The following is a 17,060-nucleotide window of genomic DNA, read 5'->3' as shown; positions in this document are numbered from 1 at the left end:
GGTAAGCCAGATGACCAACATGAACGCAGTACAGCAAACCTTCAGGCCACAGTTGGCGCCGATGGCCAAAGCGCCTACACCGGCTGCGCTGAACGCCGCCCAAGGCACCGCCAACGATGACGTAACGCTGCTCGCCGAATATATCGCTGCCCTGCAAAACAAGTTGAAAAGCGTCGATGAAAAGATCGAGGTGCCAAAAAACACGCTGTTGGGGCAGTGGTTGACCCTCTATCAAAACCAGCTCGAGCGTCCGGCTGTACAGGAGTGGATGCGCCAGCAGCACATCGATCCCGCCACAGTCAGCATCGTTGCCAGCACCGGCGTGTTGCATGCGACGGTCGATGGCGTAGCCAGAAGATTTACCCTGAGCGACACCCCAGGCTGGAAGGCTATCGCCGAGCCAATATTGGCAGCGGCCCGCGTCATAACGCCCACGCCTGAAACCCCGTTGCACCTGTCGTTCGAGAATGGCGTCCTGAAGGTGCCTCTGGCGGTTGTCAGCGATTTTTATGGCCAGCCGCGCCTCAACGGTGACGAGGTCCAGATAAAACGCGAAATCCAGATATTGATCGCCACCAAGCGCTTGCGCCCTATCTCGGCACAAGACCCATTGCGGCCCGCCGCGGCCCGCTCTGCGCAGGCCCTTGCAGATCAACGTTCACGTGCTGAAACGTTTTATGCCGCCACGCCCCAGGACAGTCGCGCCACCGTCACGGGGCCACAGACCAAAACGGTCAAACACCTCATAGCGGACAAGGCAGATCTTTACGACCTGGCCGTCAAGCTCCGGTACGCGGCCACCCAGGGCGATGGCCAGCCTGCTACCGCCGCCCAGATCGAATACAGCTTGAACAACGAACGGTTAGTCCCTTTCGTAGGTTCGTCATACGCCATGGCGCAAGGCCCGGCACCAACCTTGGCAGTAGCGCTGAACGACCTGGGCCTGGCTCTTCCGCGGTCCATGGATGAGCTCACTGCGTTGGCGAACACGTTGGAGCAGCAGTCGTTATCAAGCCCGCTGGGCAATCTGGGTGGCGCACTGTCCTGGCCAGTACCGATGTCGCAAGCCGATCAACAAAAGATGTTGGATTTCCTCTACAGCGCCGAGCCCAATGCGCCAGGCGAGGCATTGTCTCCTGACCGCCAGGCGACGCTCGGTTACTTAATGAGAGGCAGTGCGGTGACGGCGCGCGATCTGCAGGACCCAGAAAAGGCCCTGCAAAAACTGCTCGACACGCCCAGGGCCCAGGCGCTGGGTGAAGCCCTGCAAACGCATATGAAGGGCGCGTCCTCGGACACCAGTATCTACGACTATCTATTAAGCGCGCTTAACCTTGGAATGGACCCAAAGTCCTCTTTTTCGCGCGAACGCAACAGAGTGGGCGAATTTGACCTGGCGGATTCAACGCATTGGGGTCATTCACCTGCCTCGGTCATTGAAAGCCTCGGCCAGCATCTTGTCGCCACCCAAAAAGCAACGGCAGATACCGCTAAACTCGCCACTCATCTGTTGTTAGGCCATACCGCACCGCAGTTTCTGATTAAAGATATCCCCGACAACGTGACCGTCGGCAGCCAGGCGTGGGCTTTCCTGACGATTGCAGCGGCAACTATTGAAGCCGAGCGGCCGGGCGCTGTGAGGCACATGTCGTTCGCCGAGGTCATGCTGGAATACAACGCCTCCAAAGGCCGATCGCCCGCCACTGAATACGCCCAAAGTACCGCGCTGATCGATTGGGCTGTCGCCAACGGCGTCATCGCAAAACGTGCTGATGGCCTCTATACACCTGAACAAATCAATACAGTAAGAACCGCGTTCAACGAACAACTTGACCGTCGACTTTGGGCCTCCAATGAACTGAGTAAAGCAATACCGTCGCGAGAAGACATCGCCCTGGCTAAACTGAAAGAACGCTTTGGCGACCTGGGTGAGCTTTTCAAAGCGAGGGTATTTACCACCGGAGGCGGTGACCCCAAAGCGGAACAAGGGAAAACCCCTCTGCTGTCGCCGTATTCGCTTTTGGACCTCGCCATGGAGAATCTTCCGAATCTGGCGCAGTTGACGACCCATGATTCCCGCATTTCGCCAGCCGTATTGGCGGACCTGAACAATAACAGGACGTTTGGTGAACACGGTGATTTCGACAAGCAGTTTACAAGTGCGATATGGGACAAAAAAACAGCTGTAAAAACCACCATTAAGCATTTGATCTCGCAACTTCCGTTCGAGGATCGAAAGAATTTTGAGTTTGGGAAAATCACCTTGTTTCAAGAGGGCTCATACCGTATAGGTCTTGGATTTAATAATAAATCCGCTCATCCCAACGGACCCGGCCTGATACTTAAAACCGAGCTAAACGGTCAAACTCACGCGTATGAAATCAATCTAAATAAAAGCACAATCGAACGAACGCCGCTGAGTCGCGCCAAAAATTATGAAACGCGTCAGTCTAACCTGGTCTCGACCACTAAAGAGTTCGCGCCTGGTTTTAGACCCGATGAACTCGACCTTCAAAGCCCTGGAAATGAGTCGACGCTTAACAGTTTCAAGAGCCTCAGATCCGAAGTGATTGCCAGCGCCTATATTGAGCACCTGAACCTTGACGACCCTACTATCAAAGAGGTCGCCCGCGGTCAAACCAACTTGGAAAAGGCAAAACATCTTGCCCCGCAGCTGAGCGAGTTGTTGTTAAACCTGATTCCGTTCAGATCAGCCATTGTCAACATTCGGGATGGAAACTATGGCGAGGCGGCACTGGATCTCGCCATGGATGTATTCGGGTTTCTCACTGCCGGCGCCGCCGTCGCAGGCAAATTGGTCAAGATAGGCAGTTCCGCGCTGTCGGCCGGCACGAAGGCCTTGCAGGCCGTTAAAGTGATCGGCGCGGCCACGATCGGCGTGCTCAACCCCGTGAGCGGTTTTGGCGACGTGGCGAAGGGCGGCGCGACGCTGCTGCTCAACGGCTTGGGTTATCTTGCGTCACAAGGCACTAAAGCCGTCAATCGGTTCAAGGGCGCCACCGGCAGCTATGACCTGCTTAAAGCCGCCAGTAAAAGCCAAGGCATAACGGCAACGGGCACCTACAAGTTTTTAGAGCAGAGGGTGGACGTGGGCGCAACCCTACAGAACAATAAATGGTATGCGCTTGACCCCGTCAGCCAGAAACCCTTTGGGCAACCGCTGCTCGATTTCAAACCTGTCACTGTTGCTGCCAATGGCGAGATAAACCATAACTTCCTTAACTGGTTGTCCGCCGTCGTAGCGCCAACACCCCAGACCCCCAATCTTCCCGAGGTGTTTAGAAAGGTCATCGAGGATGCCAAGCTCAACGATATCGCGGCTTACAACCGTGGCTATGCCACCCCCACGGTGCAAAAAATCGATGGCTACTACCCAACCATGCGCCTGTCTGAACTAAAGGAGTTGGCAATTCTCCCGCGTCGAACGCCCGAAGAAATAGGCGCGCTGACCAAACTCATAGAAAACGTTCAAACTAAAAGCAGTCTTGAGGGCGCCAGGATATTTAACGAGGAAATTGCAGTTGTCGGCGGCAAAGCCATCGGCATGCCGCAAAATTTTTACCTGGCTGCCAGCGACCTGGCGTCATCCGGAGAATGCGCGGCGTTGGCCAACACCATGGCGTTAGCTATTCAGCAAGGTAAAGAGCGTGTGCTGATCGACAATTTTTTCAAGGCAAGCTTAAATTCGACCGACCCCGCCATTACTACCTTTCGTAAACAACTGAACGGCATGCACCAGGTACTTCGCCTGAATTTCCACGGTATTCAACCGGTTTCCCGATTGCCCTACACCGACATCATCACTCGCCTGAGTCATGCAACGACCTCAACCACCTTCAAGATCAGCACGCAAAATCACGGACTGCTTGCGGGCGTCACCTTCAAAAACAATCAGAAGGAATGGTTTTTCTTTGATCCCAACTTCGGCCTGGCGAAATTCCCCGACGAGGCTTCGATGCGGCGGGGTCTGGACGTCACCTTAAACAGCGGAAGGTGCGCCGGCACGCTTGACCCGGTTGCCATCAACCGCGGCATTCCGGAGTACGACGTCAGCACCTTCAGTGACGGAGACTTCCTGATGACAGTGCCTTACAACAACCCGTACGCGCTATTCAATACCCCGCTTTGACCCCCCTGTAACGCCCTTGCGTGAATGGCACTGTTGGACGGTGCCATTTACGCATCACTTCCTCCCCAGCGCCACGGACTTGCACGCGACATTTGCGCCCGTTGCCTTCACAATGCCTGCACCAACGGAACTTGCCGAGATTGACGCGACTCATTAGAGAATGGTCTTTCAACCGCTAAAGACCTGCCCACTTCATTTTTTCGGGAATTTGATTATGTCCGCCACCCCCTCCACCCTCCTTGTAGTCGAAGACGACGCCATCGTGCGCATGCTGATCGTCGATGTACTCGAAGAATTGGAGTTCACAGTGATAGAAGCGGCGGACGCTGAAGAAGCTTTGAAAGTGGTCGAAAACACTGCACAGGTGATCGACCTGATGATGACCGATGTTGGCCTGCCCGATATGGACGGTAAAGAACTGGCCGCCAAGGTGCGTGAGCTACGCCCTGCCCTGCCAATCCTGTTTGCCAGCGGCTATGCCGAAAGCATCGACGTGCCGGCCGGCATGCAAGTAATTGGCAAACCCTTCTCGATCGATCAATTGCGCGACAAAGTCAAATCCATGCTGCCCCACGCATAGTCCCTCATTTGCCGCAGGCCGCCGGATACGGGGGCATTCCCGACCTCAGCGTATTTCGCCATTCCCAATGGCGCTGCGCGCTCATTTGACTGAGCCGCTCGCGCGTCAGGGATTTGCTGCTAGCTTGAATCGATATCATCCGTGCATGCCCAAGCGCGTCATCGTCAACACCTGCGTCAAACCGCAACAGACAGGGGCGCGCCAAGGCGATGATTTACCTCAGTTGGCCTTGTTTGCAGGGATTAACGTGACGTTCGCGAAATAAAACTGGAAACTCGTCGCCTTCAACTCCCGTCAGTCAAAAGAACTCTGGAAGGACGCAACAACATGATTGGAAAACCGACGCGCCTGCTGTTGGCGAGCCTCTCGATATTCATGAGCACCGGTGCCTGGGCTGACTTCACGGCAACCTCCGCCGAAGCACGGGCGATTGCCAAGGAAGCCTACCTGTATGGCTACCCGGTCGTGGCGATGTACAAGACGCTCTACACCCAGGCCGTCGATAAAGGCGGGCCCAACTTCAAGGCGCCGTTCAACCATATCGGCAATACCGCGCAGGTGTTCACCCCCAAGGACACTGCGTTCGCCACCCCGAATTCGGACACGCCCTACTCCTTCGTATGGATGGACCTGCGCAAAGAGCCGTTGGTGTTGACCCTGCCCAAGATCGAAGACAACCGTTACTACTCGGTGCAGCTGATCGACCTCTACACGCAGAACATCGCTTACCTGGGCACCCGCAGCACCGGCAACAACGGCGGCCACTACATGATCGCCGGCCCGGACTGGAAAGGTCAGCAGCCGGTTGACGTTGACCGCGTGGTGTACAGCGAAAGCAATATCGCCTACGCCCTGTACCGCACGCAGCTGTTTGATGAAAAGGACCTGAACAAGGTCAAGCAGATCCAGAACGGCTACAAAGTGCAGCCCCTGAGCAGCTACGTAAAACAGCCTGCGCCGGCCGCGGTGCCGAAAATTGAATGGCCCAAGCCGATGGCCACCATGACCGAAGGGCCGCAGCTGTTTCGATACCTGAACTTCATGTTGGCCTTCGCCGCCCCTCAGGACAGCGAAAAGGACCTGCTGGCGCGCTTTGCCAAGATCGGTATCGCCCCGGGCGCGCCGTTCAAGGTCAAGGACTTGACCGCCGAGCAGCGCAAAGCCCTGGAAGACGGGATTGCCGACGGCCGAGCCGAATTCGCCGCGTTCAAGAAAGACAAAATCGACACCCACCAAGTGGCCAGCGGCGACCTGTTCGGCAGCCGCGACCGCCTGAAAAACAACTACCTCTACCGCTACGCCGGTGCGGACCTGGGAATTTTCGGCAACTCCCCCGATGAGGCTATTTACCTGAGCTACTTCGTCGACAGCGAGGGTAAACCGGCCAACGGCGCACGGCACAGCTACACCGTGCACTTTGACAAGGATCAACTGCCGCCCGCTGAAGCGTTCTGGTCGCTGACCATGTACGACGCCAAGACCAAGCTGCTGGCGCCCAATCTCAAGAAGCGCTACCTGATCAATTCGCGGATGTTGCCCAACCTCAAACTGGATGCCGACGGCGGCCTGACCCTGGCATTGCAGCACCACGAGCCACCGAAAGCCGAACAGAGCAACTGGCTGCCGGCACCGCCCGGCCCGTTCTACGCAGTACTGCGCATCTACTTGCCCAAGCCTGAAGCAAGTAACGGCCAATGGAAGTTGCCACCGCTGACGCCGCTCAAATAACCCTCGGCTAACAGCCGCGTGCCCGTTCACCACCGGTTTGCGACCGGGCACGCACCCTGCGGGTCTTCGAAGCGGGTGCGCCAAGTACGCCAGCAAGACCGCGCCCTCCCTCACTCCCACTGGTTCAGCGGACACTAAACCGGGTAAGGTGCGCGCGTTATTTATGGAGTTGTACCGCACATGACTTGCTGGGATGTCCTCGGCCTATCCCCGAATGCCGATAGCCGCACGATCAAACGCCAATACGCCACCTTGCTGAAGAAAACCCGACCGGATGATGATCCGGAAGGTTTTCAACGCCTGCGTGAAGCGTACGAACACGCCTTGAATTGGCAACAATGGGCGCAGGAAGACGACAGCGCTGAGCTGGCAGTGGCCACGGTGCCGACGGCCTTGGCTGCTCAGACCTTGCAGGAGCACTACACGCTGGCGATGGCCGCGGGTGCCGGGCTGGAATTTGAAGTGACGCTGCTTGAACGCTGCCTCTGGGACGAGGAGCTCAACGAAGAGGATCGGCGTTGGGCGTTTGACACTTTCCAGTGGCTCAGCGCCTGGCAACGCCTGGAGTTGCCGCAAGCGCTGATCGAAGCCTTGGCCGAACAGCGCAGGCAAGCCTTCCAACACACGCTGAGCTTGGCCATGGCCGAACGTGACGAAGCGGCTTTTCTCGCAGCTTATGCCGCGCGCGTTGATCAGCCCTGGCTCCAGCAACCGGCGCATGCCCAGTGGCTTCACCACATGCTGGCAACGCTGTTGACCGAAAGCCAGTTCTGGTCCCCCGCCGTGTTTGAGGCCGTGCGCACCGGCCAGGGATGGCAGGGCAGCGATCACGCCTGCCCCGCAGACGAATGGCAACACTTGATACGGCGCCAGCAAGGCCCGGTATTCATGGCCCACCAGTACGCGTTGGCAGCCACAGCGCCCAATACCCCACAGCAACGCGCCGCGCGCTTATTGCTGGCGCCGATGTCTCTGGGCCAGCGGCGTGCATTCGCCCAGCGCCTGAGTGAACACGACTGGGAGGCGTGCCGAACCTTGGCCGCGACCCTTAAAGCCGACCATCCCGACATAGCACAGGCGATGCCAGGCGGGACGCCGTATTTCTGGCAGGATTGGGAAACCGCCTTCAACACCTTGCCGCTGCTGCTCGCGATTGTGCTGGGCTGCCTTGTCGGAGCGCTGTTCCAGTCGCCCTGGCAAGCGGGCGCGTTAGTGGACACTGCGGGGGACGCGTTGGCCTGGTCGATGGCCTACATGGCCGTTGGCGCACTGGCCTGGCAGGTGTGGCGCCCGTTGGCGCATTGGCTGCGCGTGCTGGATGAACGGCTCGGTGCAACACTACCGCGCTGGATGAGCCCCACCCGCCTGCCGTTGTTGCCGGTACGCGACCTGATCCCGGGTGCGGCCATGGGCATTGCCATCAGCGCTCAGTTCGGGCCCGTCGCCGGTCTGACACTGGTGGCGGTCCTGGCTGCCGTCGGCGCGGGCAAGCTCCGGGCAGGCATGAGCGTGAAGGAGTGGGCCGCCCATTTTCCGCGCCGGGCCTTGGGCGCCATCGGCCTGGGCGCCCTCGTCGTCGCCCTGGTGTTTGCCGGGTTTAAACACCTCGACAGCCGCCATCAAGTCGGTCGCCACCAAGGCCTGCAGCAATGGACCGAACGGGTGTGCAGCCGCATGCCGCAAACCGCTGAAGACTGTCAGGCCCCGGCCACACACGCGCAATGGTATGGCCAGGAGGCCGAGCAATGAACCCAGCCCTGTTACTCCCCATTGGCCTCGTGTTTACGCTGATGCTGGTCGGCCTGGCCGGCGCGGGCAAACACACTCAAGTGCTCGAGTTGTGGCTGGATAGGCTCGACGGCCCGCAAACCGCGGCCGCCAGTGCGCTGGCGCCGATCATCGACTGCATGAACCGCGTTGACCGAGACACGCGGCTGGCCTACCAGCGTTTGGTACACCCGCCAATGGCCGAGTCAGCGCCTCAAGCGCAAACCTCTTTGCCGGCAGGTCGCTACGCCAGGTCACGCGAAGAGTTCGGCGACAACAGCGAGCCGCAGGCGCGGGTAATCCAGAACGACGTGTGCGCGCCCACCCTCACCACCAAGCTGGCCCATCAGCACCCCGCCAGCCCCTTGATCGGGATGACCGCTGAGTACCTCGCGAGCCTGCAGAAAAACTCCTCAACGCTGGGCACCTCGAACCAGCGGCGGCTGTTCGGCGACGTCTTGCAGCAACGCATTGAAGACGAACTCAGCAGAAATGGCGAAGCCTACGCGACGTTGTCCAGCCAGCTGCGCCGCGCCCTGGCGGTGCAAGATCAGCGTCTGCGCGTTGAGCAACGGGCTGTGCTGGAAGCGCGTCTGGGCCAGGACCTGCACTGGCACCTGCTCAATTACATGATCACCGCACGCGCGGCGGTGGACCAGATCGACGGCGGCGTGCGCACTGCCAGCCTGACGCTCCAGGCGCTGGCGAAGCTGACGGCGGCGGTGCAGCGCGCCAACGAAAACAGCGCAACCTTCGTGGACCACATCCCGAATAAAAACCTTAACGATGAAGCCCTGCACCTTTGGTACGTCATCAGGCAACCCGCCGATGCCTACCTCATCGCGCTGCACAATCTGCTTCAAGACTGGCTGGACCACGCCCCGCCGCAACAGCTGAGTGACGATTACTACCTCGTGACTCGCCGCTACGACGCGCTGCTCAGTTATTACAACCGCCCGGCAAGAAATGCGTTCTAGCCCTGAGTGCGCGCTGCGCCCAGCTCAGGACTGCGCCGGGGCACCCGGCGCCGGGCGAGCCCGCTCAAACGCGATCGCGCGGGATCAGGCTCTGCAACTGCGACGCCAGAAAATTTGCGTCGAAGGCAAAGGTGTCCGGGTCCTTCAGGCCGTTGGTTTTTTTCCATAGCCAATCGTTTTTATCAGCCGGTAGCACCAGTGATACGCTGCCGTGCCGTGCGGCGGTCAAGCCCATCACCGACACGGCAATCGAGCCGCCCGCCCCCATCACGTCCGGCACGAACTCCACCGTCTTGCCGGTGATGTGCACCGTCAGTTTTTCGGTTTTGAAGGTCGACGTCTCAACCGGCAGGCTCGGGCCGCTGGCGACATAGGCCTCACGGTGGACTTCCAGCAGGCCAGTGGTCTTGACGGGCTCCAGCCACTGTTCGATCTGCCCGAACAGCTCGCCGAGCTTTTGCGCCCAGCGTGCGGACTGCACGTCGAACTGCTGTTTTTTGTGCGCTTCGCTGTCGGCGTAATGACGAAGCATCTCGCCCAATTGCTGTACATCGTCCATTGCGGATTTCCTTGGGTGGGCCAGGTTGCGAACGCTGATCATGGCAGATGCGGCGGTTCAGCGTGCGGCTTAACTGCACCGGTCATTTGACCGGCAACTGCGTATGACTATTGCGCAGCCGATGGGTATGGTGAGGCGACATCCCCTGTCAGGAGCATCGCATGCGCACCATCGGCCTTATCGGCGGCATGAGCTGGGAGTCCAGCGCCGAGTATTACCGCATCATCAACCAGCGCGTGCGTGACCAGCTGGGCCCGCTGCGCTCGGCGCAACTGTTGATGTACAGCGTGGATTTCGGCCCGGTCGAACAGGCCCAGCATACCGGCCGTTGGGATGACGCCGCGCTGATCCTCGAGGATGCGGCGCGCCGCTTGCAGGCTGGCGGTGCGGATTGCGTGGTGCTGTGTACCAACACCATGCATCGGGTTGCAGCGCGTATCGAGGCGGCCGTGTCGATTCCGTTCCTGCATATTGCCGATGCCGCCGGTGCCGCTGCGGTAGAAGCCGGTACGCTGACAGTCGGTTTGCTGGGCACGGCATTCACCATGGAGCAGGACTTTCTCACCGCACGCCTGACCGCCCAAGGCTTGACCGTGTTGGTGCCCGACGCTGACGAGCGCCAGGCCGTGCACCGAATCATCTATGAGGAGTTGTGTGTCGGCGTGCTCAGCGCTGCCTCGCGCCAGGTCTATCAGCGGGTGATCGAGTCGCTGGCCGCACGGGGCGCCCAGGCAATCATTCTTGGGTGCACGGAAATCGGCCTGCTGATCAAACCGCAGCACAGCAACCTGCCATTGCTGGACACCACCGAGCTGCATGCGCAGGCTGCGGTGGCATTTGCTCTGGGGGGTTAAGCCGTCTGGCGCAGGCGCGCCATGCTCAGGGTGTCAACGAAGACGCCGTCACGCAGGGCGTAATCGCGCATCCGGCCTTCGACCTCGAAGCCGAACTTGCGGTAGAGGTTATGCGCGGCTTCGTTGTCGGCGTACACCGTCAGTTCGACGCGGCGCAAATTCATCCAGTTGTCGGCCACGTCCAGCGCGGCCGTCAACAGCCTGGAGCCGACGCCCTTGCCTTGCCAGGCCGTGGCGACGCCCATGCCGAACGAACCGACATGGCTGCGGCGCACCCGCAGGGTTTGCTCCAGGCCAAGCTGGCCGATCACTTCCCCTGCATGCATCGCCACCAGCTGTAGCCGCCGCTCGTTATCCAGCGCCAGCTTGTTACGCCACGCCTGCACCGACTGAAAAGGCATTTGCAGCACCTGACGGCACACAGCCGGTTCGTTGTAGAGCGCAGCGACGCCTTCAAGGTGGGCCTCGGTAAAGCGCTGGATCACGATAGGGGATTCAGGTGTGCGCATTGCGTTTCTTCCTTGGAAAAACAAGTGGCCGCCCAGTGTAGAGGCCAAGCCGCCACGCTGGCTAGGGTGCTGGCACTGTCGTCCACAACGTCGGCCAATCGCCGTAACCCACCCCATTGCAGCGCGGCATCTGATGCAATTCGCGCAGCTGGAAAGCCTTGCCGTCAAACACCCAGACACCGCCCTCGCCGCAATCACCAACGCCACGCAGTTTGTAGAAATAGCTCAAGGTGCCGGTGGTTGGGTCGTAGCCGACCGAGCCTTGCAGGGCAGCGCCCTCCACAGGTAGCGGTTGAATGCTCAACGTGGTTTCGGCGTACGGCGCCTTGCGCTCACGGCTGCTGACTTCGTACTCGCAGGTGTAGGCCGCGCAGTCATAGCGCACCACTGTCAGGGCTTGAGCTTCGCTCAATGCGCCAACTTCGGCCTCGGGTTTCATCGCGGTGTCGGTGGTGGTGATCGCCTTCACCGCAGCGGCGGCCAGCGCGGCGTATTCCTGGTCGTTGAGCGCCGGCGCCGACGTGAAGGGGCGCAGCACCGGTGGCGGCAAGCGTGCCGGCACGTCACTGGCCGCGCCCTTGCCAGGCCGCGCAAGGGCGGTGACGTTATCCACCCGCCCTTGCACCGCGTCCATCAACAGCAGCGAGGCACTCAGCCCGCTTAGGGACACATGCGCGGTGTCGTCGCCCGGTAACTGCAAACGCTGGCCGTTGCGCAAGCGCTGCAGCCAGAGCCGCGCCGGCGCGTCCTCGATCACGCCGTAGGATTGCAGGTGGGGATCAACACCCTGATCGTCCAACTGCACCTCCAGGCTGCGCGTCAGTGCCTGGTCCAGGGGCTTTCCGTCCAATTGCAGAGTAGACAGGTCCAGCGCCTCACCGCGATGATCAACGCGTAAGCGCAGGTACCCTTCCGGGCCGGCTTGATGCCAGATATGCAAGGTCAGGGAGCTGGCATCTTCCTCATCCACGCCACTGGGCGCGCTGAGGGCGTGACAATTGCGCAGGTTGTCGCAGCCGGTGACCCAATTCTTGATTTCCCGCAGCAGCGGGACGGTTTCAGTCGCGGGTTGAGCAAGGGCCGGGGCGCTGATGCCAGTCAGCAACAGGGCCAGCAAAGCGGTGGTGCGCAGCATGGGGACTCTCCGTGTCGAAAAACGGCGCGGATTGTCCCACGTTCACGGTGTTGCGTCAGCGCCCGGTCGCTGTGCGCCACAGTCGCGCAATATCTGCCGCGCGCTCGCGCAGCAGGCGCGGCGCGTCGCTGCACGCCTGTTCAAGGCTCATCGGCCCGGACGGCAAGGCGAATGCGGCGCTCACGCCGTGGCTATACATATGCTCGTAGCCGTCGCCCAGGGTGCCGGCGATCACGATGACGGGCACGTTGTGCTGCTGGGCGATGCGCGCCACGCCGAAGGGGGTTTTGCCGCGCAGGGTCTGGGCGTCGAAACGGCCCTCGCCGGTGACCACCAGGTCAGCCCCCTGCACCGCTGAATCCAGGCCGACCAGTTCGGCCACCACCTCAACACCCGCGCGAAATTGCGCGCCCAGAAACGCTTTGGCGGCAAAGCCCAGGCCACCGGCGGCGCCGCTGCCGGGTTCATCGCGCACGTCTTTGGGCAGGACCTTGGTGCAATGATCGGCAAAGTGACCCAGGGCTGCGTCCAGTTGTTCGACCTGCTGCGCGCTGGCACCTTTTTGCGGGCCGAAAATGGCAGATGCGCCGTGCGGACCACACAGCGGGTTATTCACATCGGCGGCAATTTCAAAACGCACCTGAGCCAAACGTGGGTCCAGCTGTTCAAGGCTGATCCGCGCAAGCCGCGCCAGCGCCAGGCCACCTGGGGCAAGTGCCTGATCTTGCGCATCGAACAGTTGCACACCCAGCGCCTGCATCGCCCCGGCACCGGCATCGTTGGTCGCACTGCCGCCAATCGCCAGAATGATGCGCTGGGCACCGGCGTCCAGGGCTGCACGGATCAGTTCGCCCGTGCCGTAGGTGCTGCTCGAACAGGCGTCGCGTTTGCCCGGCGCCAGCAGTTGCAAACCACTGGCTTCGGCCATTTCGATAATGGCGGTATGGCTGTCGGCCAACCAGCCCCAGCGTGCTTCAACCGACGCGCCCAAGGGGCCTCGAACGGTTTGGCTGCGCAACTCGCCCTTGCAGGCAGCAAGGACCGAATCCACCGTGCCTTCACCACCGTCCGCCATCGGGCACTGGACCAGATGTGCCTGCGGCCAGACCTCGGCCAAGCCTTCGGCGATGGCCTGGGCGACGCCTTCGGCGCTCAGGCTGTCCTTGAACGAGTCGGGGGCGATGATGATTTTCATGGGCGTTCTCCGGTTTTTATAACGCCCATGCTGCCAGTTGGCTGCGGCAATGACGCCGGTCCGATGCACAAGTGTGGCGCAGGTTTGTTGTTCATTCCGACAAAGCCTGGGGCAAAAGCTGTACGCCAAGGTACAGGGCCAGCATGCCGTCGAGGGTCAACGGGTCGACGCCGCTGAGCTCGGCAATGCGTTCCATGCGGTAGCGCAAGCTGTTGCGGTGGATGCCCAGCGCGTCGGCGCAGGCCTGGCTCTGGCCGTCGTGGTCGCACCAACTGCGCAGCGTGGCAAGCAGCTGGCCGTTGGTGTCCTTGGTCAGCACTTTGCGCAACGGGTTCAAGAGTTCATCCAGCGCATCGTCGTTGCGGTGGCGCCAGAGCATCACCGGCAGGCGATAGCGGTTGAGCGTCAACAAACGTGACTGGGGCAAGATGTCACGACCGTAGGCCAGCAGATCGCCGACCCGGCGATAACACCGGCGCAGGCCCGCCAGGCCATCTGCTTGCCCACCGACGGCAACCCGCAGGATGTTCCAGCCCAGTCCCTGAAGTTTTTCCAGCAGCCTTGGGTTGTCTACCTGCACTGCCGCCGGCCGGCACCACAACAGGGAAAACTGCGCAGAGCTGACACACCAACTGTCCGGGTAACGGCTGGTCAGCCAGGCGCTCAGCGCGTCGGCCGACTGACCCACGCCCAGTTCAAACAGGTACGGCGTGCGCGGCATGTGCGGCTTGAGCCCCAGTTGCTGGGCCTCGTCCACCAGGCGCGGCGAGTCACCGCGTTCGGCCAGCAGTAACGCGAGCAGGTCGTCGCACCGCTGGCGTCGCCATTGCTGCTCGGCTTGCTGATGACGGTGGCTGACCAACATCTCGGCGGTCATGCGCACCAGTTCAGCGTAGGTGCGCAACAGCTCGGGTTCACCGGTAATGCCCAGCACGCCGATCAGGCGTTGGTCGTGCATCAAGGGCAGGTTGATGCCCGGCTGCACGCCTTTGAGGTGCTTGGCAGTCTGGCCGTCGATCTCGACTACCCGGCCGTTGGCCAGCACCAGCTGCGCACCCTCATGGCGGGTATTGATGCGCTCAGGCTCGCCGCTGCCCAGAATCAGGCCCTGGCTGTCCATGACGTTGACGTTATAGGGCAGGATCGCCATGGTGCGATTGACGATATCCTGCGCCAGGTCATGATCCAGCTCGAACATGGGGCTAAATTCCTGAAAAAAGCGAGTTGGTCATAGGCACAGCGCAAAGCGTGCCTGACTGTGCGCAAGCACAAAGACAGCACCCCGCAAGGTGGCCGAGACTCATTGAGCGATCAACGTTACCTTCGCATCGCGAAAAATCATAATAAAGAGAGACTGACATGTCACAGAGCGCCGCTGCCACACTGGCCACCGATGACGATAAAAACGCCATCTACAAGCGCATCACCCTGCGCCTGATCCCCTTCATTTTCATCTGCTACCTGTTTAATTACCTTGACCGGGTAAACGTTGGTTTTGCCAAGTTGCAGATGCTCGATGCGTTGAAATTCAGTGAAACGGTCTACGGCCTGGGGGCCGGGATTTTCTTTATCGGTTATGTACTGTGCGGCGTGCCGAGCAACCTGGCGCTGACCCGGTTCGGCCCGCGGCGCTGGATTGCGCTGATGATGATCGTGTGGGGCACGCTCTCCACATGCTTGCTGTTCGTGACCACGCCGACACACTTCTATGGCCTGCGCCTGTTGACCGGTGCCGCTGAAGCCGGGTTCTTCCCAGGCGTGGTGCTGTACCTCTCGCAGTGGTTTCCGACCTTCCGCCGTGGGCGGATCATGGCGTTGTTCATGTCGGCAATCCCGGTGTCCGGCCTGCTTGGCAGCCCGTTTTCCGGCTGGATCCTCAACCACTTTGCCGCCGGCCAGGGTGGCCTGGCCGGCTGGCAGTGGATGTTCCTGTTGCAAGGCATCCCGACGGTGATTCTGGGCGCGCTCGCTTATTTCCTGCTCAGCGACAGCTTCGCCAATGCCAAGTGGCTTACGCCGCATGAGCGTGCAGTGCTGGAGGCCGACCAGGCGACGGATCTGGCGAACAAACCGAAAACCACCACAGATTCGCTCGGCGAGGTGTTCAAGAACCCGGCCATCTGGGCGTTCGGCCTGATCTACTTCTGCATCCAGAGCGGCGTGTACGCGATCAACTTCTGGCTGCCGTCGATCATCAAGAGCCTGGGCTTCAGCGATAACCTGGTGATTGGCTGGCTCAGCGCGATTCCGTACCTGCTGGCCGCGGTGTTCATGTTGCTGGTGGGCCGCTCCGCCGACTTGCGCAAGGAGCGTCGCTGGCACTTGGTGGTGCCGATGTTGATGGGCGCTATCGGCTTGGTGATCGCCGTTAATTTCGCCACCACTCCGGCGATTGCGATTCTTGGCCTGACCATAGCCACCATGGGCGCCCTCACCGGCCTGCCGATGTTCTGGCCGGTGCCGACCGCCCTGCTCAGTGCCGGCGCAGCGGCCGGTGGTTTGGCCCTGATCAACTCCATGGGCCAGATGGCCGGCTTCCTCAGCCCGTATATCGTAGGGTTTGTGAAGGATGCCACCGGGTCCACGGATGTGGCGTTGTACTTGCTGGCGGCGGTGATCGTTGCCGGTAGCGTGTTGGCGCTGCGCATGACGCGCACGTTGAAGGTATAACGCGCGCCCAGCAGCAATGAGTTCAATGTGGGAGCGGGCTTGCTCGCGAATGCGGTGGTTCAGTCGATACATTCAGTGACTGACACTCTGCTTTCGCAAGCAAGCCCGCTCCCACTTTTGGTTGCCGGGTTTACAACAGGCCGCCGCCGTCGATGTCGATCACGGCGCCGGTGACGAAGCCATTTTCCATGGCCAGCACGTACCCCGCCGCCACTTCTTCAGCCTGCCCCACGCGCCCAACCGGCAAGGCCCCGCCGGCCTTGGCAAACATCGTCTGGCGCTGTTCTTCTGGCAAGCCTGCATAAGCAGGCGTGTCGATCACTCCCGGGCTGATCACATTGACCCGACGTGGTGCCAGCTCCTTCGCCAGTTGTTTGCCCAGCGCCTCGGTCGCGGCGTTGATGCCGGTCTTGATGAACTGGCCGGGCGCCAATTTACGGCCCAGTTGGCCAGAGGTCAGCGTGATGCTGCCGTGCTCGTCGAGAAATGGCAGCGCCTGTTGAATCGCACGCAGCGAGCCCCAAAGCTTCACGTTGAAATTGTCCTGGGCTTCACCCAGGTCAGTGTCGAGCAAGGGTTTGGCCTGCACTGACGGCCCAGAGGTGTAAACCAGATGGTCAAAACGCCCCACCGCCTCGAACAAGCGTTGCAAGGACGCAGTGTCGGTCACATCCACCGGCTCGCTGCGTACGCCGTTGTCGACACCGGAGGTCAACCGGCGCCCGGCCAGCACCACCTGTGCGCCTCGTGCCGTGGCTGCCTTGGCCACGGCGGCGCCGATACCGCTGCTGCCGCCGATGACGATGACGGTTTTACCGCTGAGGGAAGATGTCATGGGTTAACTACCTGACTAAGAAAGTGAGCGTTGATCTTCTCAGCTTGGCAATCAGCGAAAAATCCCGGTAAAACGACAAGATCTTTAAAGGATTTTTACAA

13 protein-coding genes are annotated in these 17,060 nt (G+C 60.6%); 7 read left to right on the top strand and 6 right to left on the bottom strand.

Features of this window, described 5'->3' with window-relative positions; translation table 11 throughout:
• The first annotated feature begins 10 nt into the window (after positions 1–10).
• The 5 genes from AACU78_RS29820 to AACU78_RS29800 all read left to right on the top strand — a co-directional run bounded on the left by AACU78_RS29820 (position 11) and on the right by AACU78_RS29800 (position 9,202).
• On the top strand, positions 11–4,150 hold the full coding sequence (locus AACU78_RS29820) for a hypothetical protein (RefSeq protein ID WP_106579182.1): 4,140 nt from the start codon (positions 11–13) through the stop codon (positions 4,148–4,150).
• Positions 4,151–4,364: 214 nt separating this feature from the next.
• A complete protein-coding gene (locus AACU78_RS29815) occupies positions 4,365–4,730 on the top strand; it encodes a response regulator (protein WP_106579181.1) in 366 nt (121 codons plus the stop codon).
• 327 nt (positions 4,731–5,057) lie between these two features.
• Positions 5,058–6,458 (top strand): DUF1254 domain-containing protein, encoded by a 1,401-nt coding sequence (locus tag AACU78_RS29810; RefSeq protein ID WP_106579180.1) that lies wholly within the window; start codon positions 5,058–5,060, stop codon positions 6,456–6,458.
• 180 nt (positions 6,459–6,638) lie between these two features.
• Positions 6,639–8,207 (top strand): J domain-containing protein, encoded by a 1,569-nt coding sequence (locus AACU78_RS29805; RefSeq protein WP_106579179.1) that lies wholly within the window; start codon positions 6,639–6,641, stop codon positions 8,205–8,207.
• Positions 8,204–9,202, top strand: coding sequence for a DUF3829 domain-containing protein (locus tag AACU78_RS29800; protein WP_106579178.1), 999 nt, complete (start codon positions 8,204–8,206; stop codon positions 9,200–9,202). The genes AACU78_RS29805 and AACU78_RS29800 overlap by 4 nt, the downstream gene beginning before the upstream one ends.
• Positions 9,203–9,266: 64 nt before the next feature.
• On the opposite strand, the gene AACU78_RS29795 is transcribed toward AACU78_RS29800, so the two are convergent.
• On the bottom strand, positions 9,267–9,761 hold the full coding sequence (locus AACU78_RS29795; RefSeq protein ID WP_106579177.1) for a hypothetical protein: 495 nt from the start codon (positions 9,759–9,761) through the stop codon (positions 9,267–9,269).
• A 161-nt stretch (positions 9,762–9,922) separates the two neighbouring features.
• Between AACU78_RS29795 and AACU78_RS29790 the strand changes: the two genes are divergently transcribed.
• Positions 9,923–10,615, top strand: coding sequence for an aspartate/glutamate racemase family protein (locus AACU78_RS29790; protein WP_106579176.1), 693 nt, complete (start codon positions 9,923–9,925; stop codon positions 10,613–10,615).
• Here AACU78_RS29790 and AACU78_RS29785 read toward each other — a convergent pair.
• The 4 genes from AACU78_RS29785 to AACU78_RS29770 all read right to left on the bottom strand — a co-directional run bounded on the left by AACU78_RS29785 (position 10,612) and on the right by AACU78_RS29770 (position 14,652).
• The gene (locus tag AACU78_RS29785; protein WP_106579175.1) at positions 10,612–11,124 is read right to left on the bottom strand and encodes a GNAT family N-acetyltransferase; all 513 of its coding nucleotides are present in this window, start codon (positions 11,122–11,124) and stop codon (positions 10,612–10,614) included. The genes AACU78_RS29790 and AACU78_RS29785 overlap by 4 nt on opposite strands.
• 61 nt (positions 11,125–11,185) lie before the next feature.
• Positions 11,186–12,259 carry a DUF1176 domain-containing protein gene (locus AACU78_RS29780; RefSeq protein ID WP_106579174.1) on the bottom strand — a complete coding sequence of 358 codons (1,074 nt, stop codon included), beginning with the start codon at positions 12,257–12,259 and terminating at the stop codon, positions 11,186–11,188.
• Positions 12,260–12,314: 55 nt separating this feature from the next.
• Entirely contained in the window at positions 12,315–13,454 is a 1,140-nt protein-coding gene (locus AACU78_RS29775) for a glycerate kinase (protein WP_106579173.1), read from the bottom strand.
• 91 nt (positions 13,455–13,545) lie between these two features.
• A complete protein-coding gene (locus tag AACU78_RS29770; RefSeq protein ID WP_106579172.1) occupies positions 13,546–14,652 on the bottom strand; it encodes a sugar diacid recognition domain-containing protein in 1,107 nt (368 codons plus the stop codon).
• Between the two features lie 161 nt (positions 14,653–14,813).
• Here AACU78_RS29770 and AACU78_RS29765 point away from each other — a divergent pair, with 161 nt between their 5' ends.
• Positions 14,814–16,124: an MFS transporter gene (locus AACU78_RS29765; protein ID WP_106579171.1), complete on the top strand. Its 1,311-nt coding sequence runs from the start codon at positions 14,814–14,816 to the stop codon at positions 16,122–16,124.
• Positions 16,125–16,254: 130 nt separating this feature from the next.
• On the opposite strand, the gene AACU78_RS29760 is transcribed toward AACU78_RS29765, so the two are convergent.
• Positions 16,255–16,959 carry an SDR family oxidoreductase gene (locus tag AACU78_RS29760; protein WP_106579170.1) on the bottom strand — a complete coding sequence of 235 codons (705 nt, stop codon included), beginning with the start codon at positions 16,957–16,959 and terminating at the stop codon, positions 16,255–16,257.
• Positions 16,960–17,060: the final 101 nt, after the last annotated feature.

Source organism: Pseudomonas sp. R9.37 (assembly GCF_963878885.1).
In the GTDB taxonomy this organism is placed as follows: domain Bacteria; phylum Pseudomonadota; class Gammaproteobacteria; order Pseudomonadales; family Pseudomonadaceae; genus Aquipseudomonas.
The sequence above is the reverse complement of the archived record's forward strand: the minus strand, read 5'-3'. Positions and strand labels throughout refer to the sequence as shown.

Coding starts and splice junctions, on each gene's coding strand:
- AACU78_RS29820 (WP_106579182.1), top strand. CDS start 11: ATGACCAACATGAACGCAGTACAGCAAACCTTCAGGCCACAGTTGGCG.
- AACU78_RS29815 (WP_106579181.1), top strand. CDS start 4,365: ATGTCCGCCACCCCCTCCACCCTCCTTGTAGTCGAAGACGACGCCATC.
- AACU78_RS29810 (WP_106579180.1), top strand. CDS start 5,058: ATGATTGGAAAACCGACGCGCCTGCTGTTGGCGAGCCTCTCGATATTC.
- AACU78_RS29805 (WP_106579179.1), top strand. CDS start 6,639: ATGACTTGCTGGGATGTCCTCGGCCTATCCCCGAATGCCGATAGCCGC.
- AACU78_RS29800 (WP_106579178.1), top strand. CDS start 8,204: ATGAACCCAGCCCTGTTACTCCCCATTGGCCTCGTGTTTACGCTGATG.
- AACU78_RS29795 (WP_106579177.1), bottom strand. CDS start 9,761: ATGGACGATGTACAGCAATTGGGCGAGATGCTTCGTCATTACGCCGAC.
- AACU78_RS29790 (WP_106579176.1), top strand. CDS start 9,923: ATGCGCACCATCGGCCTTATCGGCGGCATGAGCTGGGAGTCCAGCGCC.
- AACU78_RS29785 (WP_106579175.1), bottom strand. CDS start 11,124: ATGCGCACACCTGAATCCCCTATCGTGATCCAGCGCTTTACCGAGGCC.
- AACU78_RS29780 (WP_106579174.1), bottom strand. CDS start 12,259: ATGCTGCGCACCACCGCTTTGCTGGCCCTGTTGCTGACTGGCATCAGC.
- AACU78_RS29775 (WP_106579173.1), bottom strand. CDS start 13,454: ATGAAAATCATCATCGCCCCCGACTCGTTCAAGGACAGCCTGAGCGCC.
- AACU78_RS29770 (WP_106579172.1), bottom strand. CDS start 14,652: ATGTTCGAGCTGGATCATGACCTGGCGCAGGATATCGTCAATCGCACC.
- AACU78_RS29765 (WP_106579171.1), top strand. CDS start 14,814: ATGTCACAGAGCGCCGCTGCCACACTGGCCACCGATGACGATAAAAAC.
- AACU78_RS29760 (WP_106579170.1), bottom strand. CDS start 16,959: ATGACATCTTCCCTCAGCGGTAAAACCGTCATCGTCATCGGCGGCAGC.